This is a genomic window from Dendronalium phyllosphericum CENA369, assembly GCF_016056275.1.
Taxonomy (GTDB): domain Bacteria; phylum Cyanobacteriota; class Cyanobacteriia; order Cyanobacteriales; family Nostocaceae; genus Dendronalium; species Dendronalium phyllosphericum.
Genome location: NZ_JAECZA010000244.1, coordinates 1 through 25,055 on the forward strand (window position 1 = coordinate 1; position 25,055 = coordinate 25,055).

A 25,055-nucleotide genomic window follows, 5' to 3' on the forward strand; every position below is an offset into this window, starting at 1 on the left:
ATTAGTTAATAAATACCAAGCTTCCTTTTCTTGTTTGTCTTTCTATCTTCACCTGTTTCTGATTTTGTAACAACCACACCAACATTTTCAGAGTGATTAACTGTGCTTTATTTAGGTATTTTTCTAAAAAGTTTTGGTAGAATGATGCCAGCATTATGACGACGGTCTTAATTAAATTACGAGACCGTTCTTTTTTACCATTAAACTGTACCATACAGGTAGCTGCTTAATAACTGTACAGTTCATTCTCAATAAGTACCCACATTTGTTAAGGGGTCTGTGCCTCTCAAACCTTTATCTGGCTAGGTTTAGAGGCGTTTGTCGCCCCTTGAAGGAAAGACATTTTCACGCTCTATTACCTCTTCCATTTGAGCTAATTTCAATATCACAAATTGTCAATTTCTGTAGTCAATTTAACGACACTTTAATAAAAAGTAGCATACACTTAGTGGTATAAGCCTCCTACAAAAAACTTCGGGAGGGTTGAAACTGCAATGAGGTAAATCCTATGCAAAAAGTATGGGAAGCAACGGAATTAGAATATGCCTTTCTATTTACCCTAAGAAAGGTAAATTCAATCAATACAGAAGGTTTTAAACCATTTTTTAACAATTTGCCTGTCGATCCTTACATTAAAGGAGACTATCGCTTAAGAAGATTATCTCGGTTTGTAGTGTCAGGCGATTGCGTTATTAAACTACCTCATGGATATCTCTTCCAACCTAAAGAGTACAATCCATTAGTGGGAGATATTAAAAGAGAGTTTTCAGAATTAGATGATGCACTTGTAGAACTTGATATCTTTAAAAACCTTGTTTTAGCATTTAGTGATTCTTGTAAACTTCACCCAGAAGCGGAAATAGGAGTTCATCAAATTAGAACTACCTGTTCGCCTGATAATATGGGGAATCCAGCCCCTGAAGGTATCCATAAAGATGGTACTGATTTTATCGGAATATTCTCGGTTGATAGAGAAAATATTCAAGGTGGAGAAACACATTTATATACTGCGAAAAAAGAGAAACCTGTATTTAGTAAAATTCTCAGTCCGGGAGAACTATTATTAGTCAACGACCATGATTTTCTCCACTTTACTACTCCGATAAAACCGCAGATTAAAGCTCAAGGAACTAGAGATGTTTTCGTTCTAACTTCGCCTAGTTTACTTATTGAAGCATAATTACTTCTGGTAACTAAAATTATTAGGAGAAACTTGCTTTCAAAAAGCCGAATTGTTGTATGGCTGAATGGCGATTGCTGCTTATTTACAAGGGCGATCGCTTCACTCAGCTATACTCAAAAATCAAGCTTTGTGTGGGCGTTAAGCTTGCTGACGCTTTTCGATTTCAGCAATTGGTAACAACAATGTCGCCTCAATTTCCTGTCTCACCTCTGGACTGACATAACACTCACTATTCATACAATCGACCAACAGCTTGTTTGCATCGTAATACTGTTGCGATCGCTCTTTTTCTTCCTTGCTAAATTGCCAGTCATGCCCAATATTGCGATGCTCAATCATGATGGTTCGGAGTTGGTTTGTCCAAGCTTGTCCATTTGCCTTCCACCATATTTTAAATTGCTCACGATTTTCCCAAGAGGTATCGGGTAGTTGATCGCTCAGTTCTTGCAGGTTGTGCTGTAGATTGCGATCTTTGAGTTTGAGGGCGAGGTCGAGGGCGTGGGCGAGGTTGAGATCGAGGGACTGATCGAGGTCGCGGTCGAGGTTGAGGTCGCGGTCGAAATCGAGTTCGAGGTCGAGGGCGTGGGCGAGGTCGAGGTCGAGGTCGAGGGCGTGGGCGAGGTTGAGGTCGAGATCGAGGGCGTGAGCAAAGGCAAAATAGGAAGCGCGAACCGCAGCAGGTTTGTAAGGTACATCAACCGAATTGGATTTGTGTATCACCCAATTCAAGTACTGCTGAAGTTTGAAATCGCCCGCTAAAATCCGATCGGTTTTCGCTTTCATTAATTGCAGCAACCGAGTTGCATCAGGTAACATACCCACCGTTAATAGAAAAACTTCACGCCAATGTTTTTCTGCCACATGGTTGGCTAAGTCTTCCAAAAGAGCATCACTTCGCTGTTCTTTGATCTGTCGTGCAGTGAAATATTCTTGAAACGTTAGGTGAGAAAACGAATAAATACCTCGCGCTCGTTCAATGAGTAAGCCATGCTGTGCCTCAATAGATTTCAACACTGCCAACCCATCAAGTTCTAAATTTTTATCATCCTGACTCGTGTTGGGCGCATTGCGGATGAACTGAATAATGCGATTAATCGCTATCTGTTGCTTAAAAAAATACTCACCGCGCTCAAAAAATGTGTAAGCTAGATGGCTTAGCAAATCTTCTTTGCGCTGGCGCGACAGTTTTTTGTAGACTCGATCGCGCTCAATGTTACGCTTGGCATCCCACTTTTTCAACAATACATCTAAACCTTCTTCGTATAGCTCAGACCGATTTGTGGGAAAATCCGCTGCATCCTCAAAAACCAAACACAATAGCGTCAGTAAAAGTGGATTGGTTGCTAATTCGCGGATGCGTTTATCTGTTTCTAACTTTTGAATAAAAGTTTCTGCTTTTATAGGGTCTTGCTTGGTTGTAAACCACTTCGTTACGAAATCAAAAATTTGATCATCATCGAAGTCTGCGACCTCAACTTCAGTGAATTGCTCAAAAGTATACTCTCGTGCCGCAATCCGGCAAGTCATCACGAATTGATTGAGATGAAATTGGGTAGCAAATCTTTGAATCTCGTCAATAATCCGCTGACTGTCTATGTCTCGCACCTCATCCAAACCATCCAAGAGGATGAGGGCTTGTCCTTCTTCCAGAATGACTTGCAGCTTAGTAATCAGTTCTGCGGGTGGGTTGGCAGTTTGATGCAGTGCAAAACTTTGAGGTAAATACTCCCACAAACTTGGTCGTCCAGATGTTTCTGCAAATGCTTTGAGCGTGATAAAAATAGGTACTCGGTGAGCTTGAAAGTGCTGCTCCACACAGAGCATTGCCAGTCGTTTTAAAAACGTCGTCTTTCCTGCTCCAGGCTTACCTAATACCATCAATTTCTTGTGTTGTGCTACTGCTTCTAGTCCATCAATCCGCTGTTCTTTGATTGGCGTTAATCCAAACCGCTCAACATCTTCCGCTCCACATCTCTCGAATAAGTCTGCAATCTTTAACCGTTGCCGTCCTGTGACTTTTTCTAGAATATTGACACTGGTGTAGATGGACGCTAAACCAATCGGTTGTTCCATATCCAAAACGCGCATCTTACCGCACCGTTCGCAGATACTAGATGCAACAAACTCACGAACTTCTTTAACTAGTGTTTGGATGTAAATTTCAGTGCTTGTCTTCTCAGGCGGTAGCTTTTGACCTGTTTTTTGATACTCACCAATCAAAAATACTTGCAGCCGATAAAACTTACCAGGGCCTTTGCCTGCAATCTGAAATTTTTCATAAACCCCAGTCATGCGCGTCCGAAAAGCACTTTGAGAAATACTTAAAGCCTCAGCCGCCTCTAGTTCATCATCCCCCCGGTGATAAATCTCAACAAATGCGTCCTCTTGTTCTTTAGACAGCTGATATTTTTGGGCAATTCGAGTTAAAAAATTACACGGAAGCGGCTGCATTGCTAGTTTCCACAATACTTGTAAGCTAGTGTAGCAAATAACATTAGCTCGCTTTGAGAACTAAGTCAGCCCATGTCAGGCTATGTCAGTAAAAGTCGTGGAAAAAGCTCTCAAACCCAGTTGCGACAGTAGATATAGCAAATTTCAAAGAGATGATTTTCCATGATTCACCCAACTGTACAGACTCATACCGAAGTACCTGTTATATCTACTCCACCACAGCCAACTCAAGGCGATTCAACGACGACAATTATTTTAGCGATCGCTTTTTTAATTAAAACAACACTGCTATCTATCGCCATGTTAATAAAAGCAAACAAACGTTAACCAAAGTGCGATCGCGCTCAAGTTAGCTAGCAAATGCGCGATCGCCAATTTTTTGACTTATGCTAACTATGTAATCATCTAATGAAAAATTTATATATTTCGTCACTCCTGCTGTGATTTTCCCTTGTCTTCTTTCCAACGTCCTGATTTCTTCACAGCTTCAGTTAACAGATACTCAATCTGTGCATTTACACTTCTTAGTTCATCTGCTGACCATTTCTCTACTACCTCGTAAAGTCTCTCATCCAGACGTAACAAAAATCGTTTTTTTTGTCCCATTTTTTAGTTATAAAGCGTTCCAGCATTGATAACGGGTTGGGCGGTTTGCTCAGAGGTGAGGACAACCAACAAGTTATTAATCATAGAAGCTTTGCGCTCGTCATCCAAATTAACCATTTGTTCGGTACTGAGACGATTCAACGCTTCATTCACCATCCCCACTGCACCCTCAACAATCTGCCGTCGCGCATCAATTAAGGCTTTTGCTTGCTGTCGTCGCAGCATCACTTGAGCGATTTCTGGTGCATAGGCGAGATGCGAGAGCCGTGCTTCAATCACTTCTACACCCGTTACTTCCAAACGGGCTTGGAGTTCTTTTTGCAAGGCGTGAGCGATTTCATCAGGAATTCCCCGCAGTGAAGGGGCTTCTGTTTCATCTGAACTGTCGTAGGGATATCGAATGGCTAAAGACCGAATGGCGGTTTCACTTTGAATGGCGACAAATTCAGAGTAATCATCCACTGCAAACTTTGACTTAGCTGAATCGAAAACCTGCCAAACGACAACTGCCGCAATTTCAATCGGACTTCCTTCGGCATCATTGACTTTGATGATTTTGCTGTTGAAGTTGCGAACCCGTAGCGAAATCTTTTGCTTGCTAACGAAGGGATTTGTCCACCAGAAGCCAGATTCTCGAACGCTTCCCACGTATTTGCCAAACAACACCAATACTACCGCTTGATTAGGCTCAACACTAAAAAAGCCCGACAGTGACGGGATGACAACAACCAAGAGTGTAGCAATCAACCAAACAAAAAACTCGTCACCACTAATAAAATCGGCAACTTTCAGGCCTCTTGCCAGTAAAGCTTCTAACCCCTGCACACGAGATACTAAATACCACCCTCCAAAGAGCGCGAGCGTGACTACCACAGCTAACATGATGAAGCCGTTGACCTTGAATGCTGGAAATTCCTTGATTTTTTGTTCCATAGTCTTTATCATGCCAATTTGATATTAATATGATATCATTCTGATATAAGATAGCGCTATCGCATAGACTTGTTCTTGCTCAATAGCTCCTTTTGGAAGGTTTTATGATAAATCTATATGACAAATTTTTCTTGAGATTTAGGAATTCAACTAGTTGATTCAACTAAAACAAATGCCATGAATGACGACTTTTACAATAGGGGAATAGAAAAAGCGAAACAAAAAGACTACGCTGGAGCCATTGAGGAATTTAGCCATGCTTTGCAATTGACACCTTACTCCGCCGAAGCTTACTTACAGCGAGGTTTGGCATATTATGACTCAGGAGCAATTCACCAAGCTGTTTCTGATTACACTCAGGCTCTCAACTTTTATCCTGATAGTGTAGAAGCTAATTATTATCGAGGATTAGCCAGGGTAGTACTCAAAAACCTACCAGGGGCGCTTGAAGATGTCGATCGCGCAATTCGTCTTAATCCCCATTATGCAGCAGCTCACAATCTGCGGGGAATAGTACGGCGCAAACAAGGGTATATTCAAGATGCGATCGCTAGCTTTAAAAAAGCAGCAGAATTATATTTAGCACAAAAAGATAAAGAAAATTGTCGGCTGTGTTTAGAAAAAATTAAACAGTTACAACCGCCAGAAAAACCAGTACAGCAACAAACTTCCACGAGTGCGCCCATCATCACTACAAATGCCTATTTCACGCAGCTATTAGAAAAAGCAGAAAAGGGAGACACCCGCGAAGCCATTGCAGATTTAAACTGGGTATTGCAAGCCGATTCTCAAGATGCCCAAGCTTATTGCTGTCGTGGCGTGGTACGCTGCAAAATGGGGAATTATCAAGAGGCGATCGCAGACTTTAACCAAGCACTGCAACTAAACTTTCAAGATGCCGTTGTTTATCGCAATCGCGGCAAAGCCCGTTCTCTTTTGGGAGATAATCAAGGAGCGATCGCAGATTTTAACCAAGCACTCCAGATTCAACCCGAAGATGCCTTAGTCTATGTTGCTAGAGGCAATGCTTATCGAGCAGCAGGCGATTATCTCGGTGCTATTGCTGACTACACCCAAGCGCTGCAAATCAATCCCGACGATGCTCAAGCTTATTACAATCGCGGCATCGCTTATACTTTTTTAGAAGAAATGCCACAGGCTGTAGCAGATTATCAACGAGCGGCTAGTATTTACTGCGAACAAGAAGACTGGGATAATTACCACCAAGTCTTAAATAACCTTAAAAAAATTCAGACATCTCATCCGGAATCAAAACAGCAAAAGTATAACTTATTACGTCAGCGACTTTTGCGATTAGTTGGGGGATATTGGGAAATTGCCCAGCGATTGATCGAACAGAAGCGAGAGTACTATCCGGGGATGACAGACGAGTGGTATTTGCAAAAAGCGATCGAAGATTTGGAACGCGATCGCGGCAGGTAAGAAATTGTTGTACATTGTCTCGTATATCTGACAATCAGTCATCAAATTTAAGATGAAGGAGTTGTAAAATGTCTAATATACGAGAAGAAATGCCTGTGCTTATCCGCCATGAAGGAGATTGGGTAGGCACATATACATTGGTTGATACAGCAGGAAAAATTCTCGATAAGTATGAATCTCACTTAACCTGCCAGTTTCCAGAAAACAGTCCTCATCCTTACCATCAAATTAACCGCTACAAGTGGGCTGATGGTAAAACAGAGGAGTATGATTTCCCTGGAACGTATAGCGATAAAAACCTTTTGTTTGATACCAATCGTATTCAAGGGAGAGCTTGGGAAGCTGATGATTCCACCGTTATTTTGCATTTTTCATATAAGGGAATGCCGGAGATGTCCTTATATGAAATGATACTAATTAGTCCTTGCAATAACTATCGTGCTCGTACTTGGCACTGGTTAAAAAATCATCAAATATTTCAGCGCACCTTAATCCAAGAAGAACGGCTAAGATAATAATTTCAACGCTCAAAGATGCTCGATAAAGTAAATCTTAACTCTACAGGTGCGTTACACTTCATTAGCGCACTATTTTTTGAGTAAATAAATTCGGTAATCTATATCTTAGATTGCTCTTTCTAATCTAAAATCTTAAATCGGTAAAGGTAAAGGCATGGCAAAAGCAGACAAAATAAATTTTTCAACTCCCAGTGGTTTTCCAGAATTTCTTCCTGGCGAAAAGCGCTTAGAAGTTTATTTACTAGATACCATTCGTAGAGTTTTTGAAAGCTATGGCTTTACACCCATCGAAACCCCCGCAGTAGAACGTTTAGAAGTACTGCAAGCTAAAGGTAATCAAGGTGATAATATCATTTATGGTATCGATCCCATCCTGCCACCAAATAGACAAGCAGAAAAAGATAAGGCAGGTGAAACTGGTTCAGAAGCTAGAGCTTTAAAATTCGATCAAACAGTTCCTTTAGCAGCGTATATTGCCCGTCACCTCAATGAATTAACCTTTCCTTTTGCTCGTTATCAAATGGATGTAGTTTTTCGAGGAGAACGAGCAAAAGATGGGCGTTTCCGCCAATTTCGACAGTGCGATATTGATGTAGTTGCCCGTCGCGAACTCAGCTTACTTTACGATGCTCAAATGCCTGCAATTATCACTGAGATATTTGAAGCAGTTAATATTGGGGATTTTCTGATTCGCATCAATAATCGTAAAATACTCACAGGTTTTTTTCAGTCAGTAGGAATTGCAAAAACCAAAATTAAAACCTGCATTGGTATCATCGATACTTTAGAGAAAGTCGGTGAGAGTAAGGTAAAACAGCATTTAGAAGCAGATGGTATTCTCACAGAGCAAACTCAAAAAATTATTGATTTTATTAAAATTGATGGCAATGTTGACGAAGTGTTAGATAAGCTTAAACACCTTGCTCAAAACTTGCCAGAATCAGAGCAATTTAGCCTCGGAGTTACCGAACTAGAAACAGTAATTACAGGCGTTCGCAATCTTGGCGTTGCTGATAATCGTTTTTGTATTGATTTAGCGATCGCTCGTGGACTTGATTATTATACAGGTACAGTTTACGAAACAACTTTATTAGGACACGAAGCTTTAGGTAGTATTTGCTCTGGTGGCAGATATGAAGAATTAGTAGGAACATTTTTAGGTGAAAAAATGCCTGGAGTGGGTATTTCCATTGGCTTAACTCGCTTAATTAGCCGCTTGCTTAAAGCTGGTATTCTTAATACCTTGGCTGCCACACCTGCCCAGGTAATGATAATGAATATGCAAGATGATTTGATGCCTACTTATTTAAAAGTGTCACAAAATCTGCGTCAAGCTGGAATTAATGTTATAACTAACTTTGATAAGCGTCCATTAGGTAAGCAGTTCCAGTTAGCAGATAAACAAGGAATTCAATTTTGCGTTATTATTGGTTCCCAAGAAGCAGCAGCGCAAAAGTCTTCTCTCAAAGATTTAAAAACAGGCGAACAAGTAGAAGTAGCGCTGGATAATTTGGCTGAAGAAGTTAAACGCAGGCTGACGTAAATCCTAAATCGATCGGGGTGCAATGAATAAACCAATCAAGCGAGCTTTTTTAGACACTGAAGATGGACAAATTCTTTACCGAATTGCTGGCGAGGGAGAACCTCTGCTTTTACTTCATCAACAGCCTAGAAGCAGTGACGAATTTCGTGAGTTAATGCCTATTTTTGCTCAGAAAAGATGTGTTATTGCTATGGACTTATTAGGATTAGGTGATTCCGACAAGCCGCCTAGAATGTACTTTGTTGAAGACTATGCAAAAACAGTCATAGCCCTTTTAGAAGAATTAAATATTTCAAGTGCAAGCATCTTGGGAAACCATACAGGTGCTTTTGTCGCGGGAGAAGTAGCTGCGGCATATCCTGAAAAAGTAGATAAACTAATATTAGCGAATGCGTTTGGTTTTGATGAAACAGGAAAAGAAGTCTTATATAGGAGATTTTCTGATGGTTTTAAAATAAAAACAGATGGCTCTCATCTTATGGAAAGATGGTCAGCCCGCGCACAATATGTCGGCTCTCCAGAATTGAATCAACGTTGGATTTTAGACGATTTAAAATGTTCTGGCTATCCTTTATATGCTGTTTGGGCTATACAAAACTACTGTTTGGAAGCGCCAAAAAGATTTCAGTTAATAAAGTCTCCTACCTTGATTATGTGTGGAACTGAAGATATGAAAACATTTGATAGGCTGGGTTTAGCCAAGGTAGAAAACAGATATTTTGTTTCTCAAGCAATCCCTCATAGCAAGGTGGTTGAAATTGAAGGCGGGACAATCTGCATGATGAACCAAATACCTGAAGAAATATCGCAGGTAGTAATCAATTTTCTCGATGATACACATATCTAAAATTTTAGACAGCAGGTTGCCAAAAAAATCAGAATCAGTATTAAAAGTCAATTTATATTGTATAGATAGATACATTCCTTTGTTAACGCCTTGTACGATTCTAAGATTGATTGTGTGAGTCCTAAATACATGGAAAATAAAGACAATTCTGTACGCGAACAAGAGGCTGATAACTTTTTGCATATAGCCTCTGTAAAAGAGGATTGGGGTGGAGACGGTAGAGGGCGCATGAATTTATCAGGAAGGCGCACAGCGATCGCGAAAGAATACCTACCTCGACAGTACCAGTTCTTTGACACAAATACTGTACTAGAAAAGCAAGGGTGGCAAATCGATGGAATGCCAGAAAGTGTACCACCTGGAAGCCGTCGATTGCTAACGTGGCAAGACTCTGGTGCATCAACTTCAAGAGTGGTTTTACCACCGCAGTTTGAGGCCCCATCTGGAATATTCACTGCCGATCTGGAAATTTTTGTAATTAAGGGTAAAATACAACTGGGTGAATGGCAGTTAAGCAAGCATGGCTACTCTTTTATCCCCGCAGGTGTAAGAATAGGTTCTTGGAAAGTACTAGGTGGTGAGGAAGCTGAAATTCTCTGGATGGAAAATGGTTCTGTTCCACTAGAGTATAAAAATGCACAAGATAATCATCCGGATGCGAAGGTGTGTGACTTTATTCCAGCATTGGATAGTAAATTATTACCGTGGGGTAAAGCTGATACAGTTCAGTTTGTGCAAGCAAATAAGAAGTGGCTAAGGAAGGATAGTAACGGAGGTGGAGTATGGTTGCTTACTATCTTGCCACATTTTGATAATAAGTATCAAATGATACAGCCGTACAACGAGGAAGGGTACTGTTTAACGGGCTATTGTGATGTCGGAGATTACCGAATCGTAAAAGATCATTATTGGTATTGTCCTAGCTATAGCACTCTTCCCAGGCACATTACAGATGATGGCGGCTTGTTCTTTGTCAGAGTTGATAGGGACTTATCGCAAGTGTCAACAGTCTTGTCATATGCACCTCAAGATGCATAGCTTTGATAAGCAGCAGGGTTTTTGTGTGGATTACCAGAAGGTCTTTTCAAATAACATACATGATTGAACCCATATCGTAGCAAATCCGCGATGAAGAAGTAGTATCCAAAACCACAACTTTCTCATGAATTACGAATTACAATTCCCCAGCTTAAAACACTCAACCCTAACAATAAAGGTGTTAACCAATCACCCCAACGCACGTAAAAAGTCTTTGTTTGCTGTCGATAAATAGTTGCGGCATGAGTTTCGTAGATATTATATCCAGATATCCACAAGGTTCTGCCGTGAGGATCGACAAAAGCTGAATATCCTGTGTTAGTTGCCCGTACCGACCATCTATCGGTTTCGATTGCCCGCATGATATCCTGTGCGTGGTGCTGCAATGGCATGGGCGCACTGTAATGGGCATCATTAGAAGAACTGAGGATAAATTGCCCACCTGCCGCAGCTTGACGGCGAAATTGTTCGGGAAAAGCCGATTCGTAACAAATACCAACGATCGCCTGACCCAATGGCGTGTTAAAAACTTGATTGGGCGAACCTGGCACTTGATGTTCGTCCAGAGGTGATAAGCGCTGAATTATCCCACCTAAAATTCCTTCAAAGGGAATATATTCCCCCAGCGGTACTAGTTTAGCTTTGTCATAACGGCTGACTATTTCACCGTTACCACTGACGGTAAATAAACTATTTGTATAGCTGCTTCCCCGTTCGCCAAAAGCACCAACCCAAGCCACTACGCCTTTTTCCCGCACTGCTGAAACTAGGGGAGTTCCCAGCAAGTCGCGCTGGAAAAAAGGCATAGCTCCTTCTGGAGTAAGGACTGCATCTACACCTTGATTTACTAAAGTTAAATAGCCATCGGTGTAACCTGTAATGGCACGACGCAATCCTTCGGGAGTCAGTTTAATTTTGTTGGGAATATTGCCTTGAACGATACCGACTTTTAATGCTGCTGCTGGCGGTTGGGCGATAGGACGGATGTATAGTATTAAGCCTATGAGGTGTAGAGTAATTAATAATCCTGCGGCAGTAACTAAATATCTATTAACGAACCGCACAGACGCAGAGGAAGTGTTTTTTTCTTTGTGGTTTATCCAGCTTTCAGCAATTAAGCCATTGACAGATGCGATCGCAGCTGTAACGGTACTAGTACCGGAAATTTGACCGAGATGTAAAATAATTAGGTCGTGCGGACTTTGAGTATAAGCTAGCGAACTCCACCACAAAGGTCCTGCACTCCAAAGGGCTTCTAAACCACACCAAATGGCTGTGCCAATTAAAATGCGTATTCCTGCTTTTTGCTGGGCAAGACGCGCCATTACCGCTGCCCAAATGGCGACAAATACGCCTCCATAGAGGCTGACGAATCCCCAGCAAAAGAGGGTAATTGCTAAACTCGGCCACCAAGGAACGCCAAGCCAAGTCATGGGATGAATACCTGTAATCCAGGATAAGGCGACACCGTGATAACCAATACCCCAGGCGCAGCCGAAGAGGGTAGGGGGAGTAGAGGGTTTATGTTTACCTGAAGTAACAACCAAAACCCACAGAGGAGCTAAGGCAATCCAAGCGAGGAACCATGCCCCTACAGGGGCCACGGTCAGCCCCATAATTATGCCGCTGAATAAAGCAATTAGCAAAGGGAGTGAAGAAATCGACTTCTCCCCCTGCTTTCTACTACTCAGCTTCTTCTGCATCGCCTGCATCGGGAGGAACTATTGCTACGCCTGTGATTGCGTCATCTTCATCGAGACGTTGTACTCTCACTCCAGTGGCCGATCGCGATTGTACGGAAATCGCATTTACAGCTTGACGAATGATGATACCGCGATTCGTCACCATCATGATTTCATTGTCGCAATTGACAATGCCTAGGGTTGCTAGTTGGTCTTTGTTTTTGCGGTTTTTGAATTTTGTGGCCATTAAACCTTGACCGGCACGATTTTGCAGTCGGAATTGGGCAACTGGTACGCGCTTGCCATATCCGCCGATGGTAATCACCAATACCCAAGGGCCGACATTTCCATTCCCTGGTACTTCTGGAGATTCCTCGTTAGTCTCGATATCTTCTGTCTCGATTTCGTCAACTTCAGCTTCGACTGTATCTAAAGTCTCAAGAATGGCTGCGGGGAGAATATCCATTCCCACCAATTCATCACCTTTTTTGAGTTTCATGGCTTTGACTCCACGAGTTGCCCTCCCCAAAGGACGCAGTTGTTCGTGGGTACATCTAAAGTGAATCGCCATACCTTGACGAGAACCAATAATTATGCTGTCTTCGACTCTGGCGCGTCGCACCCAGCGGAGTTGGTCGCCTTCTTCTAGAGAAATTGCAATCAAGCCGTTGGCTCTGATGTTGCTAAATGCTGCTAATTCAGTTTTCTTGATATTGCCGCCTTTAGTGAGCATTACCAGAAATTCGTCGCTGCTAAATTCGTCAACAGGTACAATCGAGGTGATTTTTTCTTCTCTAGGAATGGGCAGCATTTGCACGATGGGCGTACCGCGACTGGTACGGGAACCTACGGGAATTTGATAAGCTTTCAGACAGTAGACGACACCGCGATCGCTAAAGAACAAAACGCTGTCGTGGTCGCAGCAGGTCAAGAAATGCTCAACGGTATCATCGTCTTTGACTTTGGCTGCGGCTTTGCCTCTGGTGGCGCGACTTTGGGCTTCAAAGGTGTTGACTGGCATCCGTTTGATGTAACCTTGCTCTGTCAGCAGAACGATCGCTTTTTCGTTGGCAATCAAGTCGCGTTCGTCTATTTCCCCTTCGGCGTGGGTAATAACTGTCCGCCGAGGTGTGGCGAAGCTAGTTTTGATTTGCGATATTTCGGTTTCAATAATTTCTAGTATGCGTTCGCGCCGCGCCAAAATATCCTGCAAATCGGCTATCTGCGTTTGTAAGTCTTCGTGTTCTTGGCGAATTTTGTCTGCTTCTAGGGCTGTTAACCGCCGCAGTTGCATTTGTAAAATTGCGTCGGCTTGCACTTCTGAAAGCCCGTAAGTCGCTATTAACTCACCTTTGGCTGTGGGTGCATCAGGTGCATGACGAATTAAGTTAATAATTGCATCCAAATGCCCTAGAGCAATCAATAATCCTTGCAAAATATGGTCGCGTTCTTCTGCTTTTCGCAGTTCGTAGCGGGTACGTCTAGTTATGGATTCGATGCGAAAATCGAGGAAGACGTTGAGGAATTCCTTAAGGGTGAGGATTTGGGGTTCGCCATTCACCAAGGCCAGCATATTCGCCCCAAAGTTGGCTTGCAGTGGGGTTTGCTTGTAGAGGTTGTTCAACACTACGCGGGGATAGGCATCGCGCTTGAGTTCGATGACGATTCGCATTCCATCGCGATCGCTTTCATCTCGAATATCTGCAATTCCTTCGATGCGTTTGTCATTTACCAACTCGGCAATCTTTTCAATCAGGGCTGCTTTGTTGGTTTGGTAGGGCAATTCGGTGATGATAATTGCTTCTCTTTCCGGTCTTCCCCGCTGTTCGATGGTTTCAATGTTAGCCACGCCGCGCATGGTAATCGAACCGCGCCCGGTGGTGTAAGCTTCTTTAATTGCTGCCGTTCCTAAAATCTGCGCCCCAGTGGGAAAGTCTGGGCCGTGGATGTACTGCATTAACTGGAGGTCGGTGATTTCTGGGTTGTGAATCAGTGCCACCAAGCCGTCGATCAATTCGCCTAAGTTGTGCGGTGGGATGTTGGTTGCCATCCCTACGGCAATCCCAGAGGAACCATTCAGCAGTAGTTGAGGGATACGCGATGGTAAAACTGTCGGTTCTTGCTGGGAACCATCGAAGTTATCGGCAAAGTCTACAGTTTCCGATTCGATATCTTGCAGGAGGGCGGCGCTAGTTAAAGCTTGCAAGCGGCATTCTGTGTATCGCATTGCCGCCGGGGGGTCGTTGTCTACCGAACCGAAGTTACCATGCCCGTTAATCAAAGGCGATCGCATGGAAAAATCCTGTGCCATTCGCACCAAGGCATCGTATACTGCCGTGTCGCCGTGGGGGTGATATTTACCCAACACTTCCCCTACTACACGGGCGCATTTTCTAAAGGGGCGATCGTGAGTCAGACCCAGCTCGTGCATAGCGTAGAGGATGCGACGATGCACAGGTTTTAGACCATCCCTGGCATCTGGCAGCGCCCGACCCACAATTACACTCATGGCGTATTCCAGATAAGACCGGGACATTTCGTTCCGCAAGTCTGTGGGGATAATCCTCTCCTGTGAGAATGTCATAACCTAAAAAACTCCAAAAAATGTAGATTGTAGCCCTTACAGTTGACAAAGCGCCAATTTATGCCAAATCTTACTTGAATAATTGCCATATTTTGCTACAATTCTAACACAATTTTGTCTGGTTATGCTGGTAAACCTACTTTTAGCATCTCGGCGCAAATCTTCTTGTAAAAGAGTTAATAAAAGTTACTTTATTCTCATTCTAAATTAATCATCTAAATTCACAAAAAGATGTTCATTTCTAACAATAAACGATTTCAGAAGAAGTATTGGTTTGCAAAGCCAATTTTGTAGTTGAATCTGACCATTTGAGATAACTAGCACGAGTTTATCTGCATTGTAGCAACTGCCAAGCAGGAGCCAGAATTAGAAATTGAATTATGTGTGACTGATGGATAAATAAAGAGTAAAACACCACACCAAATTTTCAATTCGATAGTCTACTTTTCGAGAACGCCAAAGGCGAACAGTCAGTGGCAGGTTTAAATCTACTACACTCTTAATTTTTAATTTTGCATTTTTATTTAATTCTTAATTTTGTATTTCTGGTTGAGACTTGAGTTGAGATGCAATTAAAGGAACTTTGGGAGAGAGAAAAAATCCAATAAGAGGATATTTGTAAAGTACCAAATGGCATAAAGATATCTCGCATATCTGAAAAAGCTGCTATGTACACTAAAGATTAAACGAAAAAATTAGAGTACATAACTTTGCTTTTAGGAAGCACTGGTAAGTCAGCACTCAAGGATTTTAAAAGTAACTTACCACTAATTCCAAAAATCGCAAATAAAATTTAAAAAATTATCTACGAAGATAAATAAAAACCATAAATTCTTTGTAAAATAACATTAAAACCCCTAATCAACGTTTAAAAAACGACCAATATAATAGATGTTCAAATCAAAAAAACAAGTGGAAATGGAAATCTAAGAAATAGAAGGTAGAGCGATTGCTATGGAATTGATTTCTAATCATCAACCTCCTGGGTTAAGGCTGAAATTAAGTTCCTTGCATCTAGCATTGTAAGTAGATCGAAATCTGCCTTGTCGCAGACTTCATTGAGGTTAAGCCCTGCTCTTTCTAGAAGTGAAGCAATATAAGTTATCTGTTTTGGGGTTGCAGGTTTCTTCGCTAATCCGGCATCTGGATTTGATAAATATTCTGGTGGCCCATCTTTAGCCCAATTTTTTAAAATAGCGGCTGTATAGTTAACATAATGCTGAATTCCCTTACGTGCTGCAATTCCAATGGCAGCTATTATCCAATCAACTTCATAACGTTCTATAAAATTATGAATAGCTGTATTATCTTTTTCCAACAAACTTTTCCGTCCTAGCAACTCCATCCAGCATTGCCGGATTTCGTCTAACCTTTTGCGACGTTCTCTAAGTAGAGATACGCGCTTGGCTCGAATCTGCTTAGACCACTCCTCTTTGCTAGATCCACCAGTGAAATCCTTGATCAATTTAGCAGATTTACCGGAGTTACATTCTTCGCAGCTAGTTACTAGATTTTCAAAGTCATCATTACCACCTTGCGCTACAGGAATCAGATGATCTATTACAAGCTTTATATCAGGTGGAGTTCGACCACAATATTGACAGGTATGATTATCTCTTTGAAAAATATCAACCCGAAGAGATGGTGAAATTTTGCGAACATTTTCTACTTCAAGCATACTAACTTGAAGCGTCGTATTAATAATCAAGCTTTGATTTGGATTCACTAACAGTAGTTTCAGCTTATTAAGTTTTTCAACATATATCTTTTGAGATACCACCCCTGCACGTTCACAAACCTCTTCCCAGGTTGGTTTATCACTTTTTTCAACAATTTCAATATATGATTTTAAGAAAATTTTATCTCTCCTAGAAAGCTTGGTTACAGCCCATTCGACATTTTGAATAAAATATTCAATTTCCTATCTAATTTTTCTGGTTCGCAAAGTTCTGCAAAAAAGATATAAGCTTGAACAGGACAATCTTCAAAATCAGTGGCTTTTGAAAGATAGCCTTGCATTATTTCTTTGCTAGCAGCATCAATTTTATAGAGATAGCGCCCTCTTCTTTCAGCAATAGCTAAACGATAATAGCTTGTAGCAGACTGACATATACGAAGTGTTGACCTGAGAGCTATTCCCATTTCGTCCCAATTGTTTAGCTGCCAGTGGATATCAGCTATGAGTTGGTAGTCTCTCAATGTAGGGTACTCTATTTGTGTAATTACTTGTAGAGCATCCTCTGCTTTATCGGTGAACCATAAACACATAGCAAGTAACCTGCGCTTATTATCATTGGGTTCACTATCCAATAATTTTTGGAGTTCTTTAGCGGCTTCGCCGTACTTTGTTTGATGTATTAAGCTTTGGTAGTCCACTGTTTTTCGAGCAAACTAAGAAAAATTATTAACTAAGCAAGCTATGTGCAAGAACTAAGTGCTTGCAATGTAAAAATTATAGCTTTATTTTACATTTTTTAGGTAGAGATATTCAGCTTCGTACAAATTTTTTTGCCCTTAGTAGTGTCAGGCGCTTTTATATCTTTTTAAAATTCCAAATACTTAGCGTTTTATCTTTCCTATTAGCTTCAATATCTGCTTCTACTTTAGCAATGAGGTTATCTAATGTGGCTGATTTCTAACCTCCTTCAATTTGCCGGAAATCATATCATCTAAATATTCTTTAAGCCATATTGTAAGTTGGCAAGTATCTCCTTCTGGTAGCATTGAATGAAGTACCCGTCAGCAATGGAGCGAGGGCGATGTACGCAACCGTCAGACAACCACTGACTTTTCAAGAGTTTCTTGTCTGGGACGATGGTTCAGGCAGAGAGTTTGAGCTATTGGATGGGATTCCTGTGCCATTATCAGAACCAAATGCAAATCATGAGGATTTAATCGAGCGGCTGTGTGCCTACTTAGAAAATCACTGCCAAGAAAATGACCTGCCCTACGTGTCGCGCCAGTCCAAGCAGGTTCGGCTCAAGACAGCACCACCAGAAAAAGAAAAAAGCCGGAAAGCAGATATTGTCATATTTGCTAGAGTTGAATGGCAGCGGATGAAAACTAGCTCTAGTTCTGCTGCTGCATATATTCCACCACCCGGAATCATTGAGGTCGTTAGCAACAACTGGAAAGACGACTATCTGACAAAACTTGCTGAATATGAAGACTTAGGCGTTTTAGAGTACATCATCGTAGATTATGCTGCTTTTGGTGGCATTCGCTTCATTGGCTCTCCCAAACAGCCAACTATTACAATCTACCAACTTGAAGATGGAGAGTATTTACCTCCAAAGGTGTTTCGAGGACAGGATCGAATTGATTCTAGATTGTTTAGGAACATTCCCCTAACAGCTGAACAGATTTTTGCAATGAGTCACTGATTAGCAAGGTTTAACACAACTACTATCAAAATATAATCCTTTGAGTTATTCCTAAACTAGGCTCTAACCCACATTTTGCAAGTGCGTTTAATTTGGGATTTCTGGTTGAGACTTGAGTTGAGATGCAATTAAAGGAACTTTGGGAGAGAGAAAAAATCCAATTAAACTAGCAAAAAGAATTGGTGTCAGGGGACTAAAATTAGTCAGTTTTGATAATAGTAGAGTTGTACTGATAGGTGTGCGCGTTACTGCTGCGTTGATAGCTGCCATCGTACAGATTGCGCCCAAGGCAGGATTAAGTCCGGGAATTAATATTGCTATTGCTTTGCCTATGCAAGCACCAGTGAAAAACAGCGGGATAATGAATCCACCGCGCCAGCCTCCTGTAACTGTAATACTGATGGCAGTCATTTTACTAAGGGCCAAAATTAAAAGGAAAATAGCAGAGAAACTAGTAGTCACAACAGATTCTAATTCTTCATGTCCAAAATAACGGGTTAGGGGCAATAAAGCTGCCAAACTGCCAAGTCCTAATCCTGCGATTGTTGTGCGTATATAAATAGGGCCGGGAATTTTTGCAAATAAGCGATCGCAGCCTCGAAAAATGGCAATGAAAATCCATCCGGCGATCGCCCCAATGATACCAAACAAAATTGCCAGAGCAAAATCATCGATATTTTGTAGGCGGTATTCAGGGAAATGCCAAGTAGGGGCAATTCCCAAGTGTGTAATTGCTGCAAACACCAAATAACTGGCACAACTAGCAACAATGGCTGGCATCAAAGCCTCGTAATATTCCACAATATGCTGGTGGTGCAAGATCTCTAAAGCGAACATCGCACCGCCGAGAGGTGCGCCAAATAAAGCAGTGAAGCCAGCAGCCATAGCCGCCAAACTCATGGATCGCAAATCTTCTCCCTGGAGTTTTAGGCGATCGGCAACCCAAGTACCAAAAGAACCTGTCACCTGTACCAATGGTGCTTCTGGCCCAGCACTGCCACCTGCCGCTATGCTGACCAAAGAAGCGAGAATCATTGAGGGATTTTTGCGCGCATCCAAACGTCCCCCACGAAAATGAATATTATCCACAATGACGGCGATTTCACCAGGATTACCGAGAAAATGAATCACTAACCCGATAATTAAGCCAGCTAGTGGCATTACTATCAGCAAACTCAGACCTTGAAATCTTTGCAGTTGGTGAGTTATCAGTTCTAGAACATTCCAATATAACCCGGCAAAAAGACCACAAATAGTCCCCACAACTGCCCAGCGTAGAACCCACCGCGAAATCATTAGAGGATTTCGCCTTACCAATCCAAAAAGTTGAGAAAATGACCAGCGTTGACTTCGATCGGCGCTATTACGTTTGTTTGGTAGCACTATTAATTCCCTAGCTCTAACAATGAAACAAAAGATACAAAATTTATAATGGTTTTATGATACAAGTCATCCGCTTTAAGAAAGGTTTTTGATTTGGCTGCTTTGCTTAAAAGTAAATTCTGAATTAAATAAAGATGTTGCCGATTATTTACTCAGATCGTTTCTCCAGCATGATACAGGCTTTCGTCATCCAGAAAAGCCCAGAAGGTGATTACGAACTGAATAGTCTAGCCTAGTCATTAGTGGTAACTGTTGAACGCTGCCTAGCTATGGAAATTTAAACCCCAAGATAGTGTATGCCTGACAACAGGATCTTTTAAGCTTAATCAAGAAGTTAGAAGTTAGATTTATGAATCAAGAAACAACTCCCAGTCAAGCAGAAAAAATGAATCCAGAAGGTGATGCCTCACAATTAAGTCCAGAGGTACTTGACAAAATCAAACACCCTCCGAATATAGATGATGTCATTCGGCAACAGTCTCCACAAGAACGTAGGAGTAACCCAACTTTAGTACCAGAAATGTTGGACGAACCCAACGATGAAATGAGTGGATTTACAGAAGAATAAAGATATTTAGTAGTGCTGAATGTAGATGTATAGCAAAGTGCTGAGTGCTGAGTGCTGAGTGCTGAGTAAAAACCACTTGCTTTAAGGCTTTGAGCAATCACAACTGTCTTAAAGGTTGTGGCTACCGCTGTAATATTCTTTTGATTTCGCTTTTTTCCCTAGTATTAAAGACACTTTCCCCTGAGAGAAAGCGTCTTTTTACTTTCGACAAATAATGTTGGTAGAAGAGGAAAAATTATTGGGTATTAGGTATTGGGAAAGATTTTCCCAACACCCAGTTTTTCATTAACCAATGTTAACTTTTACAGTTCTTTGTTTTTCCGATTCTGCTTTCGGTAAGCTTAAGTGGAGAATACCATTTTTGTATTCAGCTTGTACTTTGTCGTTTTCAACTAAAGAAGGTAATTGAATTACCCGTTGAAACTTGCCATAACGAAACTCCGACCGAGTAACACCATTTTCTTCAACCTGAGTTTCAAGCTTCCGCTCGCCAGTAATCGTAACCGAGTCGGGTGTTGCTTCTACACTTATATCTTTTGGCTCTAGACCGGGTACTTCTAACCTCAAAAGAATTTCATTTTCAGTGTCTTTGAGTTCAGCAGCAGGAATAAAGGTAAAGCCAGTCCTTTCACCGCCATCAGTTGGAATTAACCTATCAAACAACCGATTTATTTGCTGTTGTAAGGTGTCAATTTCTCGTAACGGGCTCCAACGTTCACTGTCTCGGCGGAATGGTTCTAAGCGTTCGATGTCTCGGAATGGTTCCCAGCGAATTAGTGCCATAATATCACCTCTAAGATGGACTATTTTAGTCTGAGGAGGCTCAATTTCAAGCTTCCAACTGGTAGCGAACCAGTGCATTTTTCTAAGTGAATCTTTTTTGATTCTAAAAGCTTAATCTCAAGCTTCATATCTCAAAGATTAGATCGACTTAAATTATAGTAGGTTCGGTTTTGTAGTCATTAGCGATCGCAATAACCGTACCCGCCAAACAATTCACAATTAGTTACAAATCTGCGTTGAATAGAGAGTTTGTTGTCAGTTGTCAGTTGTCAGTTGTTAGTTGTTATTCTTACCTCCCCTGCTCCCCCTGCTCCCCCTGCTCTCTAATTCTCTAGGGATGCTTACGGCTGCAATACATGAGCAAAATTACAAATAATCCTAATCCAAAAAGATATTTGAATGGGTCTGGCACAATAGGATTAGGAGAGAAGAAGCCTTCAATGATACCTGCAATTATCAACATTGGTACAATGCCAAATACTAACTGTACCGCCTGAAAACCATAAAATTTCAACGCATCGCCCCGACGATATTTACCAGGAAATAAAATTCCTCGTGCTATTAACAGACCTGCACCACCAGCAAAAAAAATGGCAGGTAATTCTAGGGAACCGTGGGGAAATACAAACGCCCAAAAAGGATAAGCAAGATTATTTTGACCTACTAGAGTACCAACAGCACCAATCAATAAACCATTAAATATCATTAAATAAGTTGTATATACCCCAGCTGTAATCCCGCCAGCAATAGCCGCAAAAGATACGGTGATATTGTTGATCGCGATCCCACTGGATGCCAGAGGTTCAATGCCAACAATTGACCCCATCCACAATTTATGTTCATCTCGTACTTTAGTTATCAAATTTTCAGGTACTATCAGCGACATAAATGTTGGGTCTTGCCACGCATACCACCAAGCGACTAGTGCCCCCAACAGAAACATCGCGATCGCAGTCGCAATGTATGGAAATGTTTGCCGGATCGCAGATGGCAGCCCCCAACGATAGAATTCCACTACTGCTTGCCATTCCTGTCGTCGCGAACCTTGGTAAATTTGCGTATAAGAACGAGTTGTCAGAGATTGTAAACTTTGTATCAAAGTATTGCCAACCTGCTGTGTCCGGGCGCGTGCCAAATCTGCCGTTACCGAACGATACAAACTTGCTAATTCTCTGATTTCTGTTGCTGAGAGTGACTTTAGTCCTTTGGTTTCTACCTGTTTTAACAAAGCACCTAGCCGTTGCCAATTCGGTTCTCGTCGTGCAATCCAACGTTGAATATTCATAAATTTTGGGAATATTGAGTTTAACGTACTTTAAGATAGCCTCAAATTCCCCTCCGTACTTTCAAGGAAATTTTGACGTTATGTCACAAAACCTCAATCCGCAAAATCCGATGCAGCCTCTCAGCCTGGGTAATGTAGTTACCGCCGGATTCCGGCTTTATCGCTCTCATCTAAAATCCTACTTTTTGTTGGCTTTAACAGTATCTTTGTGGTCGCTGCTGCCCTTTTTATTTTTCATACCTGCTGGGATATTACTTTATTTGAATCGCTTCAATAATAATTCCCCTTTGATTTGGTTAATATTTGTGGTGATTGGAATAGGTTTGTATTTATATGCTTTGGGTAAATCTTCAGTTAACGCTGCAACCATCTCACGGTTAGCATTTAGTGAATTGATTAATCAACCAGAAACTGTTAATGCTGCCCATAGTCACGTAAAACCTCGGCTGTGGATTTTTGTAGTTACTATAATCCTACTATTTCTAATATTCTTGGGAGTTTTTTTAGTATTTACAATTTTAATGATTCTACCTTTGTTAAATTTGCTTATTTTTTTGCCTGCGTTGGCTGCTATTTTTTGGTTTATGGCACGGTTTTTCATAACTGACGTGTTAATAGCAATTGAAGATAACCTTGATTCCGTAAAAACTATCAGCCGCAGTTGGGATTTAAGTAAGGGAAATGCTTGGCGGATTGTTTTAATATTTCTCGTAGCTGGGTTGATTACAATACCATTACAATTAGTTGTGCAATTAATTAGTAGAGGAATTCTCCAACCATTAATTCAACCTTTGATATCAGAGGCTATTAATGGCTCTACAAATGCAATTTTTTTCATTGCTGGAGGTTATTTACTTATATTATTAGTTTCATTTTTATTTAACGCAATCATTTTGCCTTTCTGGCAAGCAATCAAAGCAGTTATTTATTATGACCTGCGGAGCCGCCGTGAAGGTTTAGGTTTGCAGCTACGCGATCGGGAAATTTAAGCACCAGTATAAAGATTAGTATGCACCTTTTTAACCATATTAAATTCCGCACTCCTGAAAGTGTAGAATTAGAATTTACTCTCGCTGGTATAGGTAGTCGTGCTTGGGCTTTGATAATTGACTATCATGTTTTGGCTGTGACATTAGCAGTATTTTTTATTATTTGGCTTGTTGTTTCAATACAGTTAATAGATTTTTGGACAAGGATTTTTGGAGCTAGATCGGTTTTTTGGTTGATGGCGATCGCCTTTATTACCTGGTTTGTTATTTATGTAGGTTATTTTGTCTTTTTTGAAACAATCTGGCAAGGTCAAACTCCTGGCAAACGCTTTGCTAAAATTCGCGTGGTTCGGGATGATGGTAGACCGATAGGATTGCAACAGGCGACTCTACGTGGCTTACTGCGACCTTTTGATGAAGTTATGTTTATTGGAGCTTTATTAATTATGTTTACTCGCCGTGAAAAGCGGTTAGGTGATTTGGCTGCTGGCACAATTGTAATTCAAACCCAAACATTCACCGCATCAGCGAGTTTAAAAATTTCAGAACAAGCAAAAACACTTTATGAGTATCTACTACAAATTACCGATTTATCTCCATTGTTGCCCGATGACTTTGCCATAATCCGCGAGTATTTGCAGCGGCGTGGTGCAATGTCAGCAAAGGCGAGAACTACATTAGCTCAACAACTAGCTCAACAAGTTAAAGCAATTATTGACCTAGACAAATTGCCAGAAAATGTTTCCCCTGATGTCTTTTTAGAAGCCATTTATCTTGCCTATCAGCACAGAGAATATTAGGGAACGGGGATTAGGAAGCAGGGGGAGCAGGGGAAGCAGGGGAAGCAGAGGGAGAAAAATTTCAAATGTCCACTGAATTTATTCTCAATCCTAATCCCCAATCCCCAGTCCCCAGTCCCCAGTCGTCAATCCCCAGTAGCCTAGAAATCTAAACTCGGCCAGTCTGGTTTGCGATAATAGTTCGTCATATCGTCAAATTTTCGCAGTTCGACGCGGTGGATCAAAAATTCTGGAGAATTCAACAGCCATTGCTGATTCAACTGAGAAAGCAAGGTGCTGAGGTTTGTACGATCTAAATCTGGCGAAACCTCCCCAAAATAGCCTAATGTAATGTGGGCTGTAAAATGATAATGCTGCTCAATACCCAAAGCTATTAACTTGGGATTTTGATAAATTGTGCGGCGAAATTTAATTACCTCCTCGTAACAGTGTTCGTCTTTTGGTACTAAACATACACCTACAGCTCTTGGCATGACTATCAATCCCAAAATTTGCCACGAAATCGGACTAGTCCCACGTGTTATGGATTGTTGATATTGCTGAAATATTTCGGCGCAGCAAGAGCGTAATTGTTGTTCAAATTCAGGATTTTCTTCACAAGCGTGATAGAATGCGCTGTCCCAAATCAAGTCGGCCAAGGTCAAATGAAAGCTAGCAGGAGGAACAGGGACAATTAAATCACTGTTTACAGGTAACTGTAAAAGTTCCTGCTGGTAAACTTGTAATTGAGCATAGAAAGTAGAGTTTTGCGATTCTTCTGGCGCACACGGGGTAATTAGCGTATAGCCAGGAAAAGGTGCAGCAAGTCTCGCTCCAGAATTCAGCTGAAATTTAGAAGATTCCTGGATATGCTGAACTTGGGATCTATAAGCTTCTGGCAGCGTCATCCTTGCTACCCGATTCAGATAAGTTTGATAGTTGTCGTCCAATCTTCGTAGCCTCGCGCTCTCACTGGATAGATTTTAGGGAAAATTACCCAAATTTACAGAGTGATTTAAAAAGTATTTAGCTTTTGGGGGACTGGGGACTGGGGACT

The 25,055-nt window shown here is 41.4% G+C and carries 23 protein-coding genes; 11 read left to right on the forward strand and 12 right to left on the reverse strand.

The features are described from left to right. Window position 1: 1 nt before the first annotated feature. On the reverse strand, window positions 2-214 hold the full coding sequence (locus I8752_RS28785; RefSeq protein ID WP_214435636.1) for a hypothetical protein: 213 nt from the start codon (window positions 212-214) through the stop codon (window positions 2-4). Window positions 215-508: 294 nt separating this feature from the next. On the opposite strand from I8752_RS28785, the gene I8752_RS28790 reads away from it, so the two are divergent. After that, on the forward strand, window positions 509-1,180 hold the full coding sequence (locus I8752_RS28790) for a 2OG-Fe dioxygenase family protein (RefSeq protein WP_214435637.1): 672 nt from the start codon (window positions 509-511) through the stop codon (window positions 1,178-1,180). Window positions 1,181-1,321: 141 nt separating this feature from the next. Here the strand turns inward: I8752_RS28790 and I8752_RS28795 are convergent, their stop codons facing one another. Then, window positions 1,322-3,634 (reverse strand): NACHT domain-containing protein, encoded by a 2,313-nt coding sequence (locus I8752_RS28795; RefSeq protein WP_214435638.1) that lies wholly within the window; start codon window positions 3,632-3,634, stop codon window positions 1,322-1,324. 162 nt (window positions 3,635-3,796) lie between these two features. Between I8752_RS28795 and I8752_RS28800 the strand changes: the two genes are divergently transcribed. After that, on the forward strand, window positions 3,797-3,961 hold the full coding sequence (locus tag I8752_RS28800; protein ID WP_214435639.1) for a hypothetical protein: 165 nt from the start codon (window positions 3,797-3,799) through the stop codon (window positions 3,959-3,961). Between the two features lie 102 nt (window positions 3,962-4,063). Here I8752_RS28800 and I8752_RS28805 read toward each other — a convergent pair whose 3' ends face one another. Both I8752_RS28805 and I8752_RS28810 read right to left on the reverse strand, forming a co-directional pair. Further along, entirely contained in the window at window positions 4,064-4,240 is a 177-nt protein-coding gene (locus tag I8752_RS28805) for a hypothetical protein (RefSeq protein ID WP_214435640.1), read from the reverse strand. A 3-nt stretch (window positions 4,241-4,243) separates the two neighbouring features. After that, window positions 4,244-5,173: an SPFH domain-containing protein gene (locus I8752_RS28810; protein ID WP_214435641.1), complete on the reverse strand. Its 930-nt coding sequence runs from the start codon at window positions 5,171-5,173 to the stop codon at window positions 4,244-4,246. Window positions 5,174-5,350: 177 nt separating this feature from the next. On the opposite strand from I8752_RS28810, the gene I8752_RS28815 reads away from it, so the two are divergent. From I8752_RS28815 to I8752_RS28835, 5 genes are all read left to right on the forward strand, one after another. Continuing rightward, window positions 5,351-6,616 (forward strand): tetratricopeptide repeat protein, encoded by a 1,266-nt coding sequence (locus I8752_RS28815; protein WP_214435642.1) that lies wholly within the window; start codon window positions 5,351-5,353, stop codon window positions 6,614-6,616. Between the two features lie 68 nt (window positions 6,617-6,684). Next, the gene (locus I8752_RS28820) at window positions 6,685-7,131 is read left to right on the forward strand and encodes a DUF3598 family protein (protein ID WP_214435643.1); all 447 of its coding nucleotides are present in this window, start codon (window positions 6,685-6,687) and stop codon (window positions 7,129-7,131) included. A gap of 157 nt (window positions 7,132-7,288) precedes the next feature. Then, on the forward strand, window positions 7,289-8,677 hold the full coding sequence (gene hisS / locus I8752_RS28825) for a histidine--tRNA ligase (protein WP_214435644.1): 1,389 nt from the start codon (window positions 7,289-7,291) through the stop codon (window positions 8,675-8,677). A gap of 22 nt (window positions 8,678-8,699) precedes the next feature. Continuing rightward, window positions 8,700-9,524: an alpha/beta fold hydrolase gene (locus I8752_RS28830; RefSeq protein ID WP_214435645.1), complete on the forward strand. Its 825-nt coding sequence runs from the start codon at window positions 8,700-8,702 to the stop codon at window positions 9,522-9,524. A 129-nt stretch (window positions 9,525-9,653) separates the two neighbouring features. Beyond that, on the forward strand, window positions 9,654-10,562 hold the full coding sequence (locus I8752_RS28835) for a DUF4437 domain-containing protein (protein ID WP_214435646.1): 909 nt from the start codon (window positions 9,654-9,656) through the stop codon (window positions 10,560-10,562). 122 nt (window positions 10,563-10,684) lie between these two features. On the opposite strand, the gene lnt is transcribed toward I8752_RS28835, so the two are convergent. The 4 genes from lnt to I8752_RS28855 all read right to left on the reverse strand — a co-directional run bounded on the left by lnt (window position 10,685) and on the right by I8752_RS28855 (window position 17,204). After that, on the reverse strand, window positions 10,685-12,265 hold the full coding sequence (lnt, locus tag I8752_RS28840; protein WP_214435658.1) for an apolipoprotein N-acyltransferase: 1,581 nt from the start codon (window positions 12,263-12,265) through the stop codon (window positions 10,685-10,687). Further along, the gene (gene gyrA, locus I8752_RS28845; RefSeq protein WP_214435647.1) at window positions 12,246-14,828 is read right to left on the reverse strand and encodes a DNA gyrase subunit A; all 2,583 of its coding nucleotides are present in this window, start codon (window positions 14,826-14,828) and stop codon (window positions 12,246-12,248) included. The genes lnt and gyrA overlap by 20 nt, the downstream gene beginning before the upstream one ends. Before the next feature lie 967 nt (window positions 14,829-15,795). Continuing rightward, a complete protein-coding gene (locus I8752_RS28850; protein WP_214435648.1) occupies window positions 15,796-16,608 on the reverse strand; it encodes an HNH endonuclease in 813 nt (270 codons plus the stop codon). A 101-nt stretch (window positions 16,609-16,709) separates the two neighbouring features. Next, window positions 16,710-17,204 (reverse strand): hypothetical protein, encoded by a 495-nt coding sequence (locus tag I8752_RS28855; protein ID WP_214435649.1) that lies wholly within the window; start codon window positions 17,202-17,204, stop codon window positions 16,710-16,712. 383 nt (window positions 17,205-17,587) lie between these two features. Between I8752_RS28855 and I8752_RS28860 the strand changes: the two genes are divergently transcribed. After that, a complete protein-coding gene (locus I8752_RS28860) occupies window positions 17,588-18,211 on the forward strand; it encodes a Uma2 family endonuclease (protein WP_214435650.1) in 624 nt (207 codons plus the stop codon). 87 nt (window positions 18,212-18,298) lie between these two features. Here the strand turns inward: I8752_RS28860 and I8752_RS28865 are convergent, their stop codons facing one another. Continuing rightward, window positions 18,299-19,594 carry a chloride channel protein gene (locus tag I8752_RS28865; RefSeq protein WP_214435651.1) on the reverse strand — a complete coding sequence of 432 codons (1,296 nt, stop codon included), beginning with the start codon at window positions 19,592-19,594 and terminating at the stop codon, window positions 18,299-18,301. Window positions 19,595-19,943: 349 nt separating this feature from the next. On the opposite strand from I8752_RS28865, the gene I8752_RS28870 reads away from it, so the two are divergent. After that, window positions 19,944-20,162 carry a hypothetical protein gene (locus I8752_RS28870; RefSeq protein ID WP_214435652.1) on the forward strand — a complete coding sequence of 73 codons (219 nt, stop codon included), beginning with the start codon at window positions 19,944-19,946 and terminating at the stop codon, window positions 20,160-20,162. Window positions 20,163-20,447: 285 nt separating this feature from the next. Here the strand turns inward: I8752_RS28870 and I8752_RS28875 are convergent, their stop codons facing one another. Beyond that, window positions 20,448-20,945: an Hsp20/alpha crystallin family protein gene (locus tag I8752_RS28875; protein WP_214435653.1), complete on the reverse strand. Its 498-nt coding sequence runs from the start codon at window positions 20,943-20,945 to the stop codon at window positions 20,448-20,450. A gap of 331 nt (window positions 20,946-21,276) precedes the next feature. Beyond that, the gene (locus I8752_RS28880; protein WP_214435654.1) at window positions 21,277-22,230 is read right to left on the reverse strand and encodes a stage II sporulation protein M; all 954 of its coding nucleotides are present in this window, start codon (window positions 22,228-22,230) and stop codon (window positions 21,277-21,279) included. Window positions 22,231-22,310: 80 nt separating this feature from the next. On the opposite strand from I8752_RS28880, the gene I8752_RS28885 reads away from it, so the two are divergent. Further along, the gene (locus tag I8752_RS28885) at window positions 22,311-23,219 is read left to right on the forward strand and encodes a DUF975 domain-containing protein (protein ID WP_214435655.1); all 909 of its coding nucleotides are present in this window, start codon (window positions 22,311-22,313) and stop codon (window positions 23,217-23,219) included. A 20-nt stretch (window positions 23,220-23,239) separates the two neighbouring features. After that, on the forward strand, window positions 23,240-24,019 hold the full coding sequence (locus I8752_RS28890; protein ID WP_214435656.1) for an RDD family protein: 780 nt from the start codon (window positions 23,240-23,242) through the stop codon (window positions 24,017-24,019). 140 nt (window positions 24,020-24,159) lie between these two features. Here the strand turns inward: I8752_RS28890 and I8752_RS28895 are convergent, their stop codons facing one another. Beyond that, window positions 24,160-24,948, reverse strand: coding sequence for a DUF1868 domain-containing protein (locus tag I8752_RS28895; protein ID WP_214435657.1), 789 nt, complete (start codon window positions 24,946-24,948; stop codon window positions 24,160-24,162). Window positions 24,949-25,055: the final 107 nt, after the last annotated feature.